Raw genomic sequence first — 20,456 nt, forward strand, 5'->3', positions numbered from 1 at the left:
GGACTGGGAAAAAATTTTCCTAATCCCTAATCCTTGATCAAACAGTTGCGATCGCTACCCCAAGCCATCCAGCAAAGTTTTGCTGCTGCATGGAGTCAGGATGCTCAACAGGTTTTACCTGATATCGAGTCGGACGTGGTGAGGCGAGGATGATGGAATAGGTACGCAGTTCGTCTTGGTGGAAAACTGTGACTTCAATTGTATCGCTTGGTTGGTAATCTTTGAGGCGATCGCTTAAACTATTCCCCGTTACCTTAATCCGATCAATTGCTAACAACTCATCACCTGCATCAATTCCCCCTGCTTGTGCAGGTGAACCAGTCTCCACAAACTTAATGATCTCCCGCCCATTCTCTGTATTTATTCTCACACCCAAGTAAGGTTCTTCCTGCTGTTCAGCTACCAACTCCAAGCCAAAGGGTTCTAAGTACTGATTCAAGGGCAAATCGTCAGTGCCATCAATGTAGCGTTTAAAGAAATCAGTCAAATCGATTCCTGCAACAGATTCTATAACTTCCTGCAACTGTTCTAGGGTATAGCCAATTTCAGCTTGCCCAAATTGCTGCCACATTTTCAGCATCACGTCATCGAGGGAGCGCTGATTATCGTGAGTGGAGCGAATCAGTAAATCCAGCAACAGGGATACCATTTCTCCTTTTAAATAGTAGGAAATTTGGGAATTACCGCTATTGGCATCCGGGCGATAGAGTTTTATCCAGGCATCAAAACTCGACTCAGAAACGGGTTGTACCTTGCGCCCCGGTGTCGTTTCATATCTAGTAATTTCCTTGCCCAAGTTATTTAAATACGACTGAATATCAAAAATTCCTGCTCGCAAAGGAATTAACAAGTCGTAGTAACTAGTAGTACCCTCACAAAACCACAATGATGGTGTGTAGTTTTCCTGGTCGTAATCAAAAACCTCTAATGCTTTGGGGCGAATTCGCTTGACATTCCACAAGTGAAAGAACTCGTGTGCAACTAATTGGATAAAGCGATCGTACTTATCCTGAGCACGAAACCCAAAACGTTGGTAAATTAAGGAGCAAGAGTTTTTATGCTCCAAACCGCCAAAAGCTTGGCTAAATAAATGTAGCAGAAACACGTATCGTTCATAGGGCAAACCGCCGAACATCTGCGCTTCTACCTGGACAATTTTTTGGATATCAGCAATCATCTGCTGGGCTTGGAAATTTCCCTGTCCCCAGATTGCCAGTTCATGGGGTTTTCCCAAAACCTCAAATTTATACAATTGGTGGCGACCAATCTCAAAGGGAGTATCAACAAGAGTATCAAAATCGCCAGCCAAGAAAGTATTCGTTTCTTTAGCAACGGGTGGCAGGGCAGTAGTTACCTGCCATTCCAGGCGTGGCGGTATGATAGTAACGCGAATGGGTTGCTTCTCACAGCCCGGTATTCTAAAAAATAGTGCCGCACCGTTGAAATAACCGTGGGTGGCATCTAAGTGATTTGTCCGCACCGATAGCTCATTCGCAAAAATGCGGTAACGTACAGTTAATTCTGAAATACCCGTTTTGTCTACCTGCCAGTGATTTTTACTGATCTTGTGCCAAGGTAAAGGCTTATCCTCTGCAAAAGCCACAAAATCCTGTAAATTCTTAGCATATTCCCGAACTAAGTAGGAACCGGGTGTCCACACCGGTAGTTTTAAATCGAGAATCGGCGAGGGGTAATCGACAAGGTGTAAAGTCACCTCAAACAGATGGGTTTCTGGTTGGGACATTTCCACCTGGTAATGAATCGTCGGCCTGGTTTCCTGAACGTTAGTATTGAGATGAGGTGCTGTTGCTTGAGTCATCTTGTGTGCTGAGTTAATAGCAATGATTAATGGGATTGGTGATTTCTCCTATCATGACAAATTCGGCTTTTAATTTTTGAGTTCAAATCAAGACGGCGGTTATTTGCTGTGGCTGGTAGTCAGAACCAAGTTTATTGGCACAAAAGCCAGTATCCCGTACTTGATTTGGTTCAATTGTTTTTCCCCAGTCCAAAGGAGTCACTAGATACTGTATCGCTCCTTGCTGCTTAAAATCTGCGTTCCAAGAGTTATTAATCTTAGTTTGATTCATCTGAAACGCCAGTTGCCAGTTGTTAACCTTGACATTGCCCTGATTTATAATTTTGAACCTGACACAAAATCCGGTTTCCCAGTTGGAATAGATGTCAGTAGTAACTTTTAATTGGGCAGCACCAGTAGGAGATGGAGAGACAGAAGGAGTAAGAGTTGGGGAAACAGGAGGATTATTCGGTTGGTCTGGCTGTTGAAGTTGTACAGATGGAAGCAGTTGGGACAGTAATTGCTGCTTGGGTAGATCAACACTTTGCCAATCATCTAGTAAAATTCCGCCTGTATCACTACTATTAGGATTCCAACTCCAGTAAGTAAAGCTCAAGTTATTTTTTTGAATGTATTTCACTAACTCATTTTGCCAAATTCCTTCTTGGGAATTTAAGTCTACTTTCCGTCCCCCAAACTCCCCAATCAAGATGGGAGCAATATTCTCACTAGCGATATAGTTAAATCCTATTTGCCAGCGTTCAATCAGATTTTGAGGGAAGTTAGAGGCAGAAAAGTAGGGCTGATTGTACACCCCAGCGCCATACTCATGAGGAGAATAGACTAGCTTATGAGAACGAGATAAACGTACTGGGTAGCGTTTCACACCTTCTAAATTTCCACCATGCCAATGCTGTGGCAGTTTTTGACCGGGGACATTCTTTTCCACTCCTTCAACGACAATCAGCCAATTAGGATTAACACTGAGAATCGCATTGCCTGCGCGTTCTGCTGCTAATCGCCAGTCAGTATTGATGTTGTTATCACCCCAGCTAGCTTGGCCGTGAGGTTCATTTTTTAAGTCTGCGCCAATAACGTTAGCTTGATTTTTGTATCTGATGGCTAACATTTTCCAAGTATCGATCCAGTCTGCTTCCGTAAAGCCGTCTCCATACCACAACTCTGGAATTTGCTGGTCGTTAAGGCGGTGGTTGTCAAGTAGAATTAGCAATCCTTGACGTTCTGCTTCCTGAATAAGTAAGTCCATTATCTCCAAGGGGGTTTTACCTTGAAGTTCTTTGTTGCTGCCAATTCCAAAGTCAATGCCACTTACATTAAGCGATCGCAATCCTGCCACAGAATAAGGTAACCGGATGAGGTTATATCCCAAGCTTTTAATCTGCGCCAGCATTTCTTTATAATCTCGTTTCCATAAACCGTCAGGGGCGTGCGTATCAGTCTCCATACCAAACCAGTTAACACCTCTGGGCAATACAACCTTGCTTTTCGCATCCACAATTCTTCTACCAATTGTTGAAAGTGGTAGCTCTATTGGCGTCGCAGCCCTAGAAGCATCTAGCTGAATATTAACAGGTGCCTTAGTCAAAATAATTACTAAAAATACTACTAGACTTAGGGAAAATATCAGTAATTTCTTATGTAACCTCAATCTTCTTGGTTTATTTTTATGGATAACTTGCATACTATTACTTTTATTGGAGGACAATATCTAAGTCAAATTAACAGACAAATATGTAATGGTTTGTACAAAAAAATAATTTTTACAGTATCTTTACGTAAAAAGTATTTTTGTAAATATGATTTTTAGCTGACGATAAATATTCGTAGTCTGATTACAATGCATTTATTTTCCAGCTTTTTGTATTACTTAATTAACCTTCCATACGTTTAACCATCCTAATAGTATTAGAGCAATATTTAGCTACTATTGTTTCTGTATCCGCAAAAATTGGATAGTGGAAATCAAAAACGCTAAAATCTTTGACTGGTAATACGGATAATTTTCTATCTATGTTTTGCATTTCCCTTTATACAATCTGCGGTAGTTACTTAATTTACAGAAAGTTTACGGAATTTACTGACTTCTTCATGAGTTGTCTATTGAAAACATCTCGGATCGAGAATAACTTAGATATTAAGGCAGTACAGATATTGACTGACCGTAAAAACTCTTAGATGTTACAAGCGGTAATTAAATCTTCTGCAATCTGTCCATAGCCTTTTATTTAACAAAAGTTTTCTGAATATGACACTTTCTGCACTGCAAAAATTCTTAGTACTACCTGCGATCGCTTCTCTAAGTGTATTTTCTTTAATGTCATTTCCCCTTGCTACACTAGGTGATAAACAAATAGACATCAAATTTCAGGAAGAACCTATTTTTGACGGGAAACTTAGAGATATTGCTATTCCTTACGTAGTTTTTGCAACTGTGCTTAGTATAGGGTCTGGAATTTCAGCACTTGCTTTTTGTGGTTGGCGAAATTCTTCTGACAAATCAGCAAAAATTCAGCAGGAATTATCTAATCTAGATCTGCACTTACAGCAAAAGGAAGCATTACTAAAAGAATGGCAAGTTTCCGAGCCTCGATTGCAAGTTTCTGGATTGAGCGCTTTTTTAGATGACGAAATGCCTTTTGATCAAGCTTTCAGTTCAAAAAACGCAATAACTGCATCTCAACCTGTTGAAGCGCAAATGCCGATGCACACACAGCTGATAAATCCTGTACCAGAGGTTGCAACTAAACAAAATACTACCACCATGACAAATGTTGCTGCTACTTCTGCGTTTACATCTGCCCAAACTTTCCTTGGCTATGCTCAAGAAAATCCGAACAGTACCAAAGAAGTTGCTGCTGCTCGTGAAGTAAATCAAACAGTAATCATGCCATCCGAATTTGAAGATTTGCAAAAACAAATTAAAGAGATGATGTTACAAATGCAGGTAATGCAGGACAATTTACAACTAACGCCTCAAGCAACAAATGCGGAAGTAGATTCTACAGCTAAATTTCAGATCTACTATAATACTGTTCTTTAAAATCTGCTTAAATCTATTTATCAAAGAGCAAAAGCTGAAGATAAACAGGTTTAATGTTCATTACCTACATCTTTGCGTCATAGACAAATAAAACAAACAAGGCATTAGAGAAGCAGAGGAGAAGATTTAAATCACTCAAGTGCATAGGAGTATAGAGCAAGTGCCTTTAGGTATAAATTTCCTCTCTGTCTATTTTGTGAATCTTCCAAAATTGCCACAACTTTCTTAATGAGGACAAGCACTTTTATCTACAGACAATGACCACTAAATTGGTGGTTATTGGGTAATTAATATCTGGATGCCAGCGCTCATATTGAGGCTGGTATTCTAGTTTTTATCTATTAAAAAGAGAGCGATGGAGGGTTACAGTACCCCGTCCTCAATCAAGTAGGAAGTAGAGTAGGGGTACATAAATATAGACAGGATTATTTTATAGGTTTTATGCCCATCTTAATTCTCACCTGAGAAACTCTGAAGGAGTCACATAGGCATTCGTTTGCCTATTTTTAACTAATGGAAGTAGGGTAGTTTTAGAAGCTATGGATTGCGGCGGGATTTGATATCGGTTTCCCCAACCATTATTCAAGTCTTCCGGTTGTGAACGAGGTGGTATTGTTTTCCCCATAGGTAGGGGTATTGTTAAGGTTTGGCTAACTTGTAAATATTTTTCACCTTCGTTAGTAAAACGAATCAACTTGCTTTCAATCTTTTCAAGCTTTTCAAGCTGTTGATTCTCTGACTTTAACTTTTGAGAGTTTTGATTATCTGCCTGTTCCCACTGACTAGCAGGATCGAAAATAGCTACAAATGTAACGCCACCTTCTGGAAACAGTCGTATTTGTGCTGGATTTGCTTGCCAGACTTCTTGGAAGCTACCATCGGGTGAAACTTGCCACAGATTTAGCGCAGCCTCCCATTGTCCCTGTTTCACTTCCACAATTTGACGAGCCAAAATTGAACGGTTAGTATTCGTATCTGAGTTCAGCAAAGCTTCTGCTTGTCCTGACACTGGACGCAAATAACGCACAGCAACCACTGTAATCTTGCTAGACTCAGGCAGATTGGTACTACCAACGACGTTGTATACACCTTTACCTGATATAGGTTGTACATTTCTAATTTCCATCCCCACCTTTTCTTGTGCTTTTTGAACACAGCCATAACTGGCAGCTAAAAGCATAAGGCAAATGGCTGCCTGGAGATTACTAGTAGATAAAGCTTTAATTTTGGCAAAAATAGTCTTTAAATCAAGATTTTTCATGATAAGAGGCAGTTTATTGGCGTATTTCCCAATAAATCAGATTTTTACCTATTATGCCCAATTTATTTTCATAAATAACAAGTTTTATCGACTCCTAATCGAATTAATTTAAAATTACGAAATTTATTGTATGTAGTGGTTACTACTCATTTATTTTGCTAAAGTGGCGACATTCAATAACCTAAATATGTAGTTGTTACCCAACTAAGCTGATGAGGCAAACAGTATTCGATTGTTATAAATTTACTTTTTCAAGTCAGTACCACAAGGTTTATCCACTGCTTTGCACTGTCGTCATCTCGATTTGCTGGGTACTGGCAGTGAGCGAAAAGTCTTCAGCTCAGGTCAACCCATCTCAGCTACAGAGTAGCGACTACCAATTGGGCTTAACAGAACCACTATCAGTGCCTAAATTACCTGTCAAGAAGAGTCAATCGCAGTCAGGGTCGCAAACATTGACTCCTCCACCCGTAACGACTGGTGTCGCAGTTGCACCGATCGCCAATCCAGTGGACAAAGTTGTGGAACCCAAACCAGTCAAGGATCTCCAACAACTGGAGAGTGTCTTCATCCAGCAGCAGGTAAGTGGAAAAGCCCCGGCAGCAGCACATAGTTCTGTTGCACCACGAGTGACAGCAGGTGGGGACACTTCTGACCTTAATTTAGGATTGCAGGGACAGATGAACAACTCAAAGCCAGCAATTAGCTCAGTTGTAACTCCACTGCCACCACTCGCCAACTCGTCTGCAACACAAGAATTCACTGCACCAGCAGCACCAACTTTTAATCAACTACTCAGTTCCCAAACAGCCCCTCTGCCGCCACTTCCCAACTTGCCTGCAACGCAAGAATTCACTGCACCAACAGCACCAACTTTTAATCAACAATTACTCAATCCACAGACAACACCATCAGTCCCTACTCCAACTCCCACACCAAATACAGCAGTATCAGTAACTACTCAACAACGCCGCCAGCTCACTAGCAGTAGTTTAAGGGAACCCTCTTTACAATTCCAAGGAGTTTATATCACCCAAGGCAGCGACACCACAGCCCGGGCGAGAGTCACGGGAGTCTACCCACTTTCTCCCCAAGCTTTGGTTGGGGCAACCCTGGACTTAACAAGCCAAGGCAGCAGCTTGGATGACTCCCGAAACGAGGGTTTGAACATCAACGAGCTTTATTTGGCGACTTCACTAGCAGGAATACCTAATCTGCGGTTAGTGATCGGTCAACTAGATTTAACGTCTTATTTTGATAACAACAGTTTTGCTAAAGATGGGGCCAGTCAATTCTTTAATCCGGTGTTTCAAACCAACCCAGCACTGGCGGCGACAGGGATTAGTTCACGCACTGGTTTGTTAGCCGATTGGAGTGTCACCGACAATATTGAAGCCAAAGCAGCAGTATTTTCATCAGCAAACAAAATCGGTGAATTTTCTTTAGATGGATTTGCTGGAGAAATCGGCATCCGTTATGGCAATGCAATTATTCGTGGTACTTATGCCAGCGATCGCGACGCTGGTGTTCGTGATAGCTTCCTCGAAAGCTTTAGCATTGCCAGAGGTAACAATCAATTTGGCCCTGAAGCAAACGATCGCGAAGAAGCATATGGTGTCAACGCCGAAGTCTTTATTCCCAATCTGAAATTAGGTTTGTTTGGGCGCTATGGTCGCTACGAAAACCGCACTTTAGGAGAGGGTGCAAATACTTACGTTTTGGGAGCTAGTTTATTGGATCTGTTTACCCCAGATGACAAACTAGGAATAGCTTATGGACTTCCTCTCTCTAACGATCGCCTCCGTCGTGGAGACCGTCCAGATGTATTAGAAATGTTCTATGATTTTAAATTTATTTCCAATTTCCGGCTAGGCTTTTCGGTTCAGGCACGTGATGATTTCTCCGAAACAGTCTTCGGTATCAGGGTGAAATCAGATTTTGATGTCACTCCCAGAGGGAGAATTGCTCAATGAGTCAAAACAATATAGATAAAAGCCAAAAAGTAAAAGCTAAAAAAATTAAATATCGTTCTCTTTTTACTTGTTCATTTTTCCTTTTTACTTACTTATTAACTGTGCCGCCCTTGGGCAGCATTGCCCCTGCTCAAGCACAGAACTTATCAGCATCGGCACAAAAAGGTTTTGCATTATTAAAAAAAGGCTGGATTAATGATGCAATCGCAGCCTTCCAGCAAGCCCTCAAAAGTCAACCGCAATCTTCGCCAGTTAGGTTAGGACTAGCGATCGCTTATCGCAAGGCCGGACGTATTCCTGAAGCTTGGAGTGCTTATCAACAAGTACTGGCGGTAGACCCCAACAACCAACTAGCTTTAAAGACAGTTGGTCTACTGGCTACTTATCGTTCTGAGTGGAACTTAAAAGGAATTGAGGCTCTAACAACTTTATTAGAGTTAAATCCTAATGACTCAGAAGGTCGTGGTTACCGTGCTCTACTCTACTCCTATCAAGGACAATTAACCGAGTCCCTGACAGACTACGAAATTGCGCTGAACAATAACCCCACACCAGAGGCAGTCGTTGGTGCAGCTCAAACTTATAGTTACAGTGGGGATTTTCCGAAAGCACTGGAGTTATTTAACCGCTATCGCTCCACTGGCAAAGCGATTACAGGGTACGCAGCAGTAGCCTACGGCCGCAGCTTACGAGAAACAGGTAATCCTGGAGGAGCAGTACAGGTGTTAGAAGCGCAGTTACAGCGCTCCAATAAACTTGACTCAATGGGGATTGAAACTCGTAAAGAACTGGCTGTAGCATACCTTGTCAATCAACAACAAGCCCAAGCTTTGGCGGTCTTAGATGTATTACAGGGAAGGCCAGATGCGATTTTGCCCTTAGCGCGATCGCTCAATGAAATTCGCAAGTACACCAATAATCCCACCCTCACCCAGCAAGTTTTTAATCTCTACAGTCAAGCCCTCCAAACCGATCCCAACCCTTCGCCCAAACTACTGCGCGAAGTCGCTGATGTCTTTAGTGGGTTTCCTGAAGGACGACAAACAGCGCTGCAATTGTATCAACGAGTGGCGTTAGAATTTCCCAACGATCAAAGTTTGCTGGTGCAGCAATTAGCTTTGGAAAATCAGTTAGGTTTACTCGGTAAAAATGACTTGAGACAGCGTTTGGCGACTGTAATGCAATCATTGCCGAGCGATCGTGTGCAGTTGCAACAACTAGCTAATGCCTTAGTGAACATTGATTTTCCCGATCCGGAATTTTTACCTGTGTACCAAAATCTTTTACAAATGGGGGTTAACGTACCGTTTTTGAATTTCCGGGTGGCACAAATGTATGTGCAGCGCCAAGACTTGAATGGCGCAAGGCTTGCCTTGGCAGCTTACACAGCTACCCCCGCAGGTGCTAAAGACCTCGCACCCCAGTTGCTAGCAGCAGAAATTGAGCGTCGTGAGGGTAGTCTGGAAGCTAGTGCCCAGCGTTACCAAGCTGTGCTTGCTAGCAAGCCAAATAGTAGCGATATTATTAATGCTGCTTTGGGCGGACTGGCTGGAGTACGACTGCAACAAAAGCATTTTGATGAGGCTGTGACAGTTTATGACCAATTGATAGCTCGGAATCCTCAAAATTTGTCGATTCAACTAGGGCGTGCTAGTATCGCCTATCAAGCCAAGCGAATCTCCCAACCAGAAGCAGAGGCAGTTCTCAACAATTGGTTAGCTACACAACCTGCAACCAATACTCCTCCAGAACTATACAGTTTGTTAGAAGCGCTACCTGCTGATCCACAAAGAGAAGCTTTATATAGTTATCTACTAGAAACTGACCCTACTTCCATACCACTACAACTGCGCTTGTTACAAGTGATAGCAAAACGTAATCCAGCCCAAGCACAAGCACGGATGAAGCAGTTGATTGCTCGCATTCCCAACACTCCAAACTCATCCCAGTTGCAGGCAGAGTTGGCTCGATCTGTAGGTGATTTGAATTTGGCTAGCAGTACCTATCAAAATATTTTGGCGCAGCAACCAGATAACATCGATGCCCTAGCGGCTTTGGGCGGAATTCGCTTTGAACAGCGCCGCTTTGAATCGGCACAGGAGATTTATGCTCAAGTGTTGGCACAAAAACCGGAAGACAAAGATGCACGCCGCGCCCTGGCTGGATTGAATGCGATTTTAGATCAGCCTTTGACAGCATTAGCACAGTTAGAACGATTGCAACTAGAAACAGCTGCCGAAGGAGGAACCGATAGTGATGCATCTCGGCAAATACAGCAAATCCAAACAGACTTTTTGCTCCGACGAGGATTTCAACCCCCTTGGCAAGACTATCAACGTCGAAACAGGAATTAGCGATCGCTTAAATTTCTTCATGAAAGTTAATTTTGAACAACTACAAGGGAACAATAAGGGCAGGAAAATGGTACTCTCACACTCTCCCTATCGGCTAATATTTTACAAATCAAACTGTTCTTAGGATGTGGCACTTCCCAAGAGTGGCAGCTATTGCCAGCCTAATTGGTTTATCTGCTTGTGTCTCTAGTTACTGGGCAGCAAAACCCAAAACACCGGATGATCGAACTCCGGTAGCAAACGTCCCCACTGAAGGTAGTAGTCAAAATCTGACTGGATTGTTAGCTGATCTTCCTGAATCCACCCCCAACCGGGAATTACTAGCTCAAAGCTGGGATAACTACCGCCAAAGATTTATTCAGTCAGACGGACGGGTGATTGATTACGAAGCAAGCGATCGCTCAACTAGTGAAGGTCAAGCCTATGCTTTGCTACGAGCAGTACTGATTAATGATCCGGCAACTTTTGCCCGGACTTTAAACTGGTCAGAAAATAACCTCCAGCGCCAAGCAGGTGGTAAAGGCACAGATAGTTTGTGGGCTTGGAAATGGGGACGAAAGAAAGATGGTAACTGGGGTATCATCGACACCAACTTTGCCAGTGATGGAGATATAGATGCGATTACTGCCCTAATTTTGGCATCACGGCGTTGGCATCGACCCGAATACTTGGAACTGGCAAAACTTAAACTGCAAGATTTATGGAACCTGTCCACCATCTCAGAACCACAAGGTAAGCGCTACCTGTTACCAGGGCCTGTGGCTGCATTTGTCCCGAATGCATCTACCTTTTATCTGAATCCCTCTTATTTTGCTCCTTATGCTTTTCGCATCTTTGCACAAGTTGACCCCCAACATGATTGGTTGAGTTTGGTAGACAGCAGCTATCAAGTGTTAGAAAATTCGGCAAAGCTTTCTAGCGTGGGTTTACCCAGTGACTGGGTAGCTTTAAATACCAAAACAGGACAAAGCCAAATTCTCCCAGCATCTAGTACTCTGAAGAGTTTGTATGGCTTTGATGCCTATCGAGTCTGGTGGCGTTTGTCGTTAGATGCTGCCTGGTTCAACTCACCCCAAGCGCAACGCTATCTAGCGACATCCACTCAGCACCTGCAAAAACTGTGGAGTAAACAATCGAGTCTACCAGCACGCATTGATCTCCAAGGGAAACCATTAGTGGATTACGAAGCTACATCCCAATACGCTATGTTGTATGCCGCTATGCAGTTGGTGGAACCAGCAATAGCTCAAGAACTGCTTGTAAAAAAAATACTGCCTGAATACAAGCAGGGAATTTGGGGAGACCAATCTGCTTATTATACCCAGAATTTGGCTTGGTTAGGATTGCTACCTCCAAAGACAATTCCCCAGCGACTGCTTAAATGACATTCCCTGACACCGAGTTAGGCACAGGCTTCCCAAATAAGCTTTACTCCCAGCAGACTGACTCTGGTTGATTTCGTTTAAAAAATCCGATGGGATAATTTTTAAGTTCTAAAAGCAACTAGTTAGTTGTGCTTTGTACGTAAAGATTTTGAGTAAATTAACACTAAAATTACGCTCTACCATGAAGCAGTTGTTTCATCTTTCCCAAATTAGTAAAAAAGCAATTATTGTTACTTCGTGCTTTTTTTTGTTTCCTAGTTCATTATTCAGCGCTCAAGCTCAAACCACAGGCGATCTGCAACAGCAAGTAACTTTATTAGCTCAAGCAACGACATCAGAAAATAGTAGTAAAGCAGACTTAAAAGCTCCTAGTGCCAAGAACCTGGCAACTTACATCCTAGAATTTAATCGTAGTCCAATTGTGGGCAACCGGATGCGCTTGCGCGGGGTCTACTCAGAAGGTCGTCTTGCCTTTACTCGTCCTCGTGGCTGGAAACTAGATCGGGGTAAGGTACAAGCTTTAATCCGTTTTCAACACTCACCAGCACTGTATGCCAATCGCTCTAACCTGACCGTGCTAGTCAATGGCACCAGTGTCGGTAGCGTACCACTTAACCGCAAAGAGTCCCAAGTAGGTCAAGTACTGTTCAATATCCCATCAAAGCTGATTCAAGACTATAACGAACTCCTATTGGTGGCACAGCAGAATAACACCCTCGAATGTAGCGACCCTAGTAGCCCCGACTTATGGACAGAGATTCTGCCAGATTCCAAATTAATCTTGAACTATGAACGGCAGCCGACTCCCCTGAATTTCAGCCGCTATCCTTATCCTTTCTTTGACGAACTCGGCTTAGAAACTAATCAAATTGCTTACTTGCAACCGAGTCAAGTTAATCAATCCTGGTTGACAGCAGCAGCTCGCTTACAAGCGGCATTGGGGAGAATCGCAGATTTTCGCCCGATTCAGACGAGCTTGGTGTCTGATGTTGCAAGTGTGAGGGCAAACGATCGCTTGGTAATCATTGGGACTCCAAATGAGCAACCATCTCTAAATAGTTGGAAGAATTTGCCCCTAAAAATCGTCAGTAATCAAATTATTGATCGTGATAACAACCCTGTACCAGATGAAACAGGGGTGTTAATGATCACTAAAACTGTAAAGAGCGGGGTTCCAGTTTTAATTGCCACTGGCAACAGCACAAAAGCTGTGGAAAAGGCAACTCAATTTTTATCACAGCCAGACTTGCGGAAAATAGGGACTGGTCAAGTAGTTTTCGTCAATACCCTCAAAGAAGGTTTGACACCAGGACTCCGCCAGTGGCCTCGTTATTTGCCAGAGCAAAATTCTTTTAAACTGGGCGACATTAAAACCCAGGTAAATGGTGAGCCGTTTAGTGATGTGACTGTACGGGGAATGGGAGCACCGCCAATTGAAGTTGATTTTCGTGCTTTACCAGATGATCGGTTTGTTCGGGGTAGTTCCATGAATCTGGTGTACAGCTATGGGCCGCAGGTTAATCCTAGAACCTCTGCGATCGAAGTTTTGCTGGATGGAGTTTTCATTGGTGGGGCCCGTCTTGATTCTGAGTCGGGAGAAACTCACAAAAACCTCAAAGTCAATTTGCCGGAAAACTTGATCAAACCTAACTCGAAACTGCAAGTTTTTTTCCGGATGAATCCTAGAGAACCGTTTGACAAACAGAACTGTCTTCAGCCACCAGATCAACAACTTACAGGGACGGTGCATTCTGATACTAGCTTCGACCTGAAGCGGGAAATTTCTACACAACTACCAGACTTGAACCTGCTGAAATTCGGTTTTCCCTTTGCTGCACCACAGGATTTGTCTCAGACGGCGATTGTAGTGCCACAAATCCCCTCGAAGACAGATGTTTTGACCTTGTTAGCCTTTAGCGAACGCTTAGGAAGGCTCAGTCAAGCAGATGCCATCAAACTAGAAGTTTACACGCCGGATGCCTTGCCGACAAAAGTCCGCAAAAATGACCATTTGGTAGGAATTGGAACGCGAGAAGAGTTTCCTTTTCCTGAAGTATTTAATTCCAGTGGCTTTAACTTGAGTCAGGCATTTTCCCGCTCTTCTGCCTATGCTGTGGTTCAGACCCCACAGGACACACAAGGCATGATTAAGCAAATTATCTCTCCTTGGAACAGCGATCGCGTCGTTCTGGCTTTAACATCTCAAACTGAAACTGGTTTAGAGCGAGTGCGACAAGTCCTCAATCAAGATCCGTGGTTCTTCCAACTCAAAAAGGATACGGTGCTAATTAGTAGCGATCAAAAAGACCCAGTTTCCTACGATGCTGATGCCTATCAACTACAGTTTTTTCAAAGCGCCCCGAACACTCGTCGTTGGGAAAATACCAGTCTCCTCAGTAAGGCATCACGCTTTTTACAAGAAAATTGGCTATTGCTACCTGTAGGTATTTTGAGTGTCTCTCTAATTCTTTACGGCATTGTTCAGTTGTATCTCAAGCGGCTAACTGCTGACAAAAAGTAGACACTTTCGGTTACGTATCGCCAATTTTAAATTTCAAAATTTAGATCCAAAATGTCTTCTTCCCCAGATATATCGCCTCGTAAATCACGCGATCGCCAGCGCTTCAAATTGAGCAGTTGGCTGATTGATATTACCCCCCGATTTTTTGACCGCACTCTCCAAAGAGTGGGTGTGAAACACTTTAAATGGTTTATCCTGCTGCTATTGTTGCTCTCAGTGCCACTGATTATTACCCCAATAGAAGTTTGGCAGCAGGGATTGGTAGCAGTGTTTCTTGTGCTACTTGGTCAACTGGTCATACAGGCAGAGTTTCAAGAGGACTCTTCAGAAATCAGCCAGTATTATCACCTGTTTCTACTGTGGCTGAGTATGGTAACAACGCTGCGTTATTTATACTACCGCACCAGCTATACCCTTAACTTTGATGGTTGGCTCAACAGCATTGCTTGCCTATTTTTGTTCGCTGCTGAACTTTATGCCATCCTTACCTTAGTACTGGCGTACTTTCAAACCCTGAAAATTCAAGAACGCCAACCAGTTAATCTCACAACCATTCCTGTTGAGGAATGGTACAAAGTTGATATCTACATTCCCACTTACAACGAAGACGTGGAGATTGTTCGTAAGACTGCCGTGGCAGCCTTGGCCTGTGATTATGCTCCTAATAAAAAACAGGTTTATGTCCTTGATGATGGTCGTCCTGAAAAGTATAAAGAGAACGACCCACGTCGAGAACAGTTTAGCGCCAGACGGGAACAGCTACGGCAAATGTGCCAAGAACTCGGCTGTATACACATGACGCGGGACAATAACGACCATGCTAAGGCGGGTAACATTAATGCTGCCTTTTACAAAACTGGTGGCGATTTAGTGTTGATTTTGGACTGCGACCACATCCCTTCACGGCAAATTCTCCTGCATACAATGGGTTTTTTCTTCGATCCCAAAGTATCGTTTGTCCAAACTCCCCACTGGTTCTATAACCCCGACCCCTTCGAGCGTAATTTGGTCACCAAAGGTAGAATACCCGCAGGTAATGAACTGTTTTATAAGGTACTGCAAAAGGGTAACGATTTTTGGAATGCCGCCTTTTTCTGCGGTTCTGCAGCATTAATCCGCAAATCCCACGCTTTAGAAGTTGGGGGAATTGCAGTGGAAACAGTGACGGAAGATTGCCATACTGCCTTGCGATTGCATTCGCTGGGTTACAAATCTGTCTACTACGACAAAATTATGGTGGCTGGTTTAGCACCAGAAACGTTTTCTTCTTATGTAGGGCAACAAGTGCGTTGGGCAAGGGGGATGGCGCAGATTCTGCGATTGGAAAACCCCGTTTTTAATCCGAAGCTGAACCTGACAGTTGCCCAGAGGATTTGTTATTTCAGTGCGACTTCACACTTTTTGTACGGCTATCCCCGTCTAATATATGCGATCGCTCCCCCGCTATTTTTATTATTTGGCATTAACTCTGTCCAAGGTTTGGGTTTAGAAACTCTAGCCTACGCCCTACCTCATATTCTCCTCTCGCTTTTTACTAATTACATCATTTACAAAAACGTCCGGTTCTCGTTCTGGAACGAAATTTTTGAATTTGCAATGGCTTTCCAGGCTGGGTGGGTGACCATGTTAGCACTGTTTAATCCCAAGCTGGGTTCATTTAACGTTACCGACAAAGGAACGTCTATAACCAAACGCACCTTTGATTGGGAATCGATGCGTGGTCTTTTAGTGGTAACAGGACTTGTAGTCTCTTCCTTGCTGGCTGTTCCCTATTGGCTGCTGCTACGTCCTGAAGATTGGCAAGCAGTCTTAGTTAATACCATGTGGTCTATTTTTAACCTGGTTTTACTGATAGCTGCTTTGTTGGTTGGCTTTGAACAACCGCAAGTACGTTCTGCCCACCGTTTACAGCGTCGTCTCCCCATCTTAATTACCAGTAACAGTCAAACAATCATGGGCAAAACGGTGAATATCTCGGAAACTGGGGCATTAATTTCCTTGGAAACCTGGCCCAATTTACTGGATGAAGTGGAAGTTGAGGTGATGGGAGATTATACTGCTAGCGCTTCCCTAACGGCGCAGATTGTCCGAGTCTCCCCTATTAATGATACAGAAACGCTTTTAGCAGTTGATTTTGTGAAGCTCAACAACGCCCAACGCGATGCTTTAACTCTAGTTTTATATTCTGATGTGCAGGAGTGGTATTCTCAAAAGGGGCAGTATGTAGACCGACCCATAGCTTCCCTTGGATTCCTCGCTACGAGTCTGACTCGGTCTTTGCGTGACATCAAACAAACTAGCCGTAAAAAGGTACGCAAGCAGGTAAATAGCAATAGCCAACTCTACTGGGATGGTAACTTCTTTTTTGGAGTAGCCACAGAACTAGGAACAACAGGTTTGCGCTTGGAAATAGAAGATAAAAAAGCCGTGTCTTCTCACAAAATGCTAGGACAACAGGATTTGCACACGATGCGAACTGTTAAACCATTAGTTGGTTTACTGTTGAATGAGGATGGAGATAATGTCTCATCTAACCGATTCGTTGCCGAAATTTATGTAGTAGAAGAAGAGGTAAATGGCAAGATTGCGATCGAGTTAATTTTTCCAGATAAATTCAAAGAACGCCAAGACACCAAAATTAAACAACTGTTGCAGGTTCTCTAGCAGAAGTATTTGACTAGATTTTGATTAGCGCAAGCTCCATTTAAGTCAAGATGTTGCTTGCGCTTTCGAGTGTTTTAAACAGAACTAACCCTTTCAAGGTCATCAGTGAGAGGTTAAAATAAAGCGCATTTTGTCAATCAGTTAAAATACCCAAAATCGTCTTATTGAAGTCTTATTGAAAATGATAATCGTGCAGGGGTGAGGGTTGTACTTGACTACGAATTTTAGATAAAAGATTTTAGATAAAAGATTTTAGATAAAAGATTTTTTGGTTCATGCCCCGCCCCGGACAACTCTTGGAGACGCTAACGCGAACGTTCCGCAACAATACAGTTCAGTTAAGCATTTTTTCATTCTCTCTGTGTTCTCGGCGCGGCAGTTGCTTCTCCTAAGGGAGACGCTGCGCGAACAAGTCGGGGAACCCGCCCAACGCACTGCCTTGCCTCTGCGGTAGCCTGCGGCAAGCCGCTCCGCGTCTACGTTAAAAAAATTGACTTTGATAAAGAGTTTTAACCTTAACCCAAGCGTATTGCGTCCCGCAACGCTAACGTGGGCGGAACAAATCCAAAATTCTCAATGTTTATTATTCGGCTTGCCCCATACCCAACCTTGCCGGGGTCAGCATTGAGCGAACCCAAGAGCGTCTCTAAGAGTTGCCGAAGTGTCAATCCAAAATTGTCAATTCCATTATCCAAAATTGATTGACCCTAGCTTGATGCTGGCCACCCTAGAGGATTTTACTAAAGACTTCTCTCAATCCCACAAGAAAAAATGTAGTGCATTCAATTAAGAACCGCTAGCAATCACACTTTGCCAGCCAAGTTCATCAACTGTTTGAAGTTCACAAGATAAGTAGTGTTGTTGGCGCTGTCAATGTTAATCCACCCTTTTTCATGCAGCTTTTCCATGATTTTGGTGGTTTCTTCAACACCAATTTCTGTTACCTCTGCTAAATCTTTAAAGGGAATGTTAAAAATTTCTCTTCCTGAGTCTGATTCCTGACCATAGTTTTCGCATAAAGTCACTAGGGTATGGGCGAGTTTAACTGCTGGTGGTGAAGACCGCATTTGTAAGCGCAGGTTAATTTGTCGCAATCGCCGCACCATCAGTTGCAACATGCGGTGATGTAACTGCGGGTCTTTAAACAATATTTGAATAAAACGCTCTCTAGAGATACTAAGCAACTTCACGGGTGAAAGGGCAATGACATCGGTTGAGCGTGGAGATTCATCCAAAATTGCCATTTCTCCAAAAAAATCGCCACGGCCAAAAATTGCCAGAGCTACTGAATCTTCCCCGACGGTACGCCGGACTTTGACCCAACCAGAAACCACGAAGTAAACGGCGTTACCCCAGGCATCTTCCATCACAACAGCTCGCCCAGATGGGTATTCATGTTCAATTGCAACGTTGAGCAGCCATTCCAAAGTCTGTGGATTGGCTGTACTCATTAAGGGGAAAAGTTCACTAAAAACCTCAGTTAGCATGAAATATTTGCAAAAAATGGATTCAACAGTGGGAAACTAACTTTGCTACTATAAGTTTGTTTAAACCGTAATCTTACTCAGAATATGCTCGCAAAATTTGTATTTATTTGAGATGAACCTCTAAGGTTGATCGGTCTAGGGTTCCATTACAACATAACAATTATCTATGTGATCGAAATCAGCAGTTTTACTGACAGATTTATGATTTGGTGTTTGTTGATGGATTGCTATCTAGTGCCAGTATTTTGAGCTGTTTATCTAAATTTTTCACTAATTCATTCAGGGCAACCAAAGCCTCTAATTGCTGAAAGTCAAGGCTAGGATTCAGTAAAAGCCGTTTTTGTAGTTCATGTAACTTGAAGCTTAATTGCTGAGAATTTCCTCAGGCATGGCGAATCATTTAATTCACCCTCTGAAGACAACATAGATTTAATTACTTAGTGTTTATTTATATAATATTTTCCCTTTAATTTAGGAGGTAGTTAATAAATTGGACTTTGTTCGATTGTTAAAATTTAAATTATATATACCTAAGTAGAAGAAGAATTTCAGATGTGGATTGGGGATAATATTGAGTTACGATCTGCTGTAGTAACTGAGACATGAGGGGATGAAGAGGCTCCAGGAGCAGAGGGGAGGAATTTTTGATGAATTCCCCTCTGCTCTCCTGCTCCTTGTCTCCCACGGTTTGAATTGATCAACTAGATGCCTCACAGCCTACTCCTGAGTTCTTAAAGCTTGGGCAGCAAGATAGACTTTTGTCCATTCGCCTAGCACTTGATGGGTTTTGAGTTTTAAATTTTGGGCTATTGCTTCTATTGAGTTACCCGCTCTTTGCAAATCTAGGATTTGCCGCTCCAGAGGAGTCAATTTTTCATAAAGTTGCTGCCATTGATTTTGTGTTAATCCCAAGTTATGTTCTTGTAAGGAAATTGAGAGCCAGCTGTCTACGAGTTCTGGTTTACCTTTAAGAGCAAAAACCCGCACGGCGTGGTAACTAATTTTTTCTCGCAGACGGTATACCTCTTTAGTCTGCTTATTTAATCTGTGGGCGATCTCTTCCTGGGACTTACCTTGTAAATACAGTCGTAGCCACTCCACTGCATCTGTTCCCAGATTTTCTTGTAAATAATTTTCAAATTCTTTTTGTACTGACTGACGCAGCACTTGTTGTTCCTCTAGTTGTTGTGCTTGTTGATATTCTGCGATCGCCTGACTATCCACTAAGTTAACTCGATTCTCACTGTCGTCTGTAAGAACTTCTTCCGACACTAGTCTAATTAAGTCACGGCTTGGCACTTGAGTTAAGCCACCGCGCTGAGTGCGACGCAAGTAATTTACAAACCGATAAGCTAATAGGGGTTGATTGCGTACTGGCCGCAGACAATATTCTTCTACACTGGCAAATAGCAGAGCATCCCCCAATCGTCGATCGGTTGTATATTTGGCAATATCAGCCATTTGCTGTTGCATGTGGCTATCGCTTTGCAGTAATTCTTGGAGTACTTCTTGCAACACATCGATCACGCTACGCTGACGATCGCGGCTCAGGGCAACCCATGTCTGAATTTTATTTCGTAATGTCACTAAACTTCCCAGTCGCGTTATCAAGTTGCGATAAGCACGCTCTCGCCCCAGCCCCAAGTAGCGTTGATGTAAAATCCTCCAGCGATATTCCATCGCTTGCTTGGCGATATCTAGTTCCTTAGGGTTAAACAGATCAAACCGTTTTGAGTCAGATCCAAATAGCCAGAAAATAATACTTTGCCTAGCAGCTTCACTTTGTTCTGGACATTCCGCAGCCAAGCGCTTTCGCCAATCTAGAGCTAGTTTTTCCACATCCTTTGTCATAGCGAGATTGCGCTCCTCGAAACTCAATTTTGAAGTTTGCATCACAACCCCCATTTGTCCCACCTAATTGTTTAACTGGCAGATGCCCCGGATTTCATGAG

The 20,456-nt window shown here is 43.0% G+C and carries 11 protein-coding genes; 6 read left to right on the forward strand and 5 right to left on the reverse strand.

Annotated features, from left to right (window positions below; translation table 11 throughout):
• Positions 1-37 precede the first annotated feature (37 nt).
• Entirely contained in the window at positions 38-1,819 is a 1,782-nt protein-coding gene (locus tag Q0541_RS20940; RefSeq protein WP_298914634.1) for a M61 family metallopeptidase, read from the reverse strand.
• Between the two features lie 82 nt (positions 1,820-1,901).
• Complete coding sequence (locus Q0541_RS20945) at positions 1,902-3,500, reverse strand: cellulase family glycosylhydrolase (RefSeq protein WP_298914636.1); 1,599 nt, start codon at positions 3,498-3,500, stop codon at positions 1,902-1,904.
• A 633-nt stretch (positions 3,501-4,133) separates the two neighbouring features.
• Between Q0541_RS20945 and Q0541_RS20950 the strand changes: the two genes are divergently transcribed.
• Positions 4,134-4,859 carry a hypothetical protein gene (locus Q0541_RS20950; protein ID WP_298914639.1) on the forward strand — a complete coding sequence of 242 codons (726 nt, stop codon included), beginning with the start codon at positions 4,134-4,136 and terminating at the stop codon, positions 4,857-4,859.
• Positions 4,860-5,316: 457 nt separating this feature from the next.
• Here the strand turns inward: Q0541_RS20950 and Q0541_RS20955 are convergent, their stop codons facing one another.
• Positions 5,317-6,120 (reverse strand): hypothetical protein, encoded by an 804-nt coding sequence (locus Q0541_RS20955; protein ID WP_298914642.1) that lies wholly within the window; start codon positions 6,118-6,120, stop codon positions 5,317-5,319.
• 320 nt (positions 6,121-6,440) lie between these two features.
• On the opposite strand from Q0541_RS20955, the gene Q0541_RS20960 reads away from it, so the two are divergent.
• From Q0541_RS20960 to bcsA, 5 genes are all read left to right on the forward strand, one after another.
• Positions 6,441-8,093: a porin gene (locus tag Q0541_RS20960; protein ID WP_366941907.1), complete on the forward strand. Its 1,653-nt coding sequence runs from the start codon at positions 6,441-6,443 to the stop codon at positions 8,091-8,093.
• On the forward strand, positions 8,090-10,447 hold the full coding sequence (locus Q0541_RS20965) for a tetratricopeptide repeat protein (protein ID WP_298914648.1): 2,358 nt from the start codon (positions 8,090-8,092) through the stop codon (positions 10,445-10,447). Before Q0541_RS20960 ends, Q0541_RS20965 begins: the two co-directional genes overlap by 4 nt.
• A gap of 125 nt (positions 10,448-10,572) precedes the next feature.
• Positions 10,573-11,832 carry a glycosyl hydrolase family 8 gene (locus tag Q0541_RS20970; protein ID WP_298914651.1) on the forward strand — a complete coding sequence of 420 codons (1,260 nt, stop codon included), beginning with the start codon at positions 10,573-10,575 and terminating at the stop codon, positions 11,830-11,832.
• A 181-nt stretch (positions 11,833-12,013) separates the two neighbouring features.
• Positions 12,014-14,353 carry a cellulose biosynthesis cyclic di-GMP-binding regulatory protein BcsB gene (locus Q0541_RS20975; protein ID WP_298914654.1) on the forward strand — a complete coding sequence of 780 codons (2,340 nt, stop codon included), beginning with the start codon at positions 12,014-12,016 and terminating at the stop codon, positions 14,351-14,353.
• 51 nt (positions 14,354-14,404) lie between these two features.
• Complete coding sequence (bcsA, locus tag Q0541_RS20980; protein WP_298914657.1) at positions 14,405-17,017, forward strand: UDP-forming cellulose synthase catalytic subunit; 2,613 nt, start codon at positions 14,405-14,407, stop codon at positions 17,015-17,017.
• 803 nt (positions 17,018-17,820) lie between these two features.
• On the opposite strand, the gene Q0541_RS20985 is transcribed toward bcsA, so the two are convergent.
• The gene (locus Q0541_RS20985; RefSeq protein WP_298914660.1) at positions 17,821-18,504 is read right to left on the reverse strand and encodes a Crp/Fnr family transcriptional regulator; all 684 of its coding nucleotides are present in this window, start codon (positions 18,502-18,504) and stop codon (positions 17,821-17,823) included.
• 717 nt (positions 18,505-19,221) lie between these two features.
• Entirely contained in the window at positions 19,222-20,409 is a 1,188-nt protein-coding gene (locus tag Q0541_RS20990; RefSeq protein ID WP_298914663.1) for a HetZ-related protein 2, read from the reverse strand.
• Between the last annotated feature and the right edge of the window lie 47 nt (positions 20,410-20,456).

This window comes from uncultured Nostoc sp., from assembly GCF_937863485.1.
In the GTDB taxonomy this organism is placed as follows: Bacteria; Cyanobacteriota; Cyanobacteriia; order Cyanobacteriales; family Nostocaceae; genus Nostoc.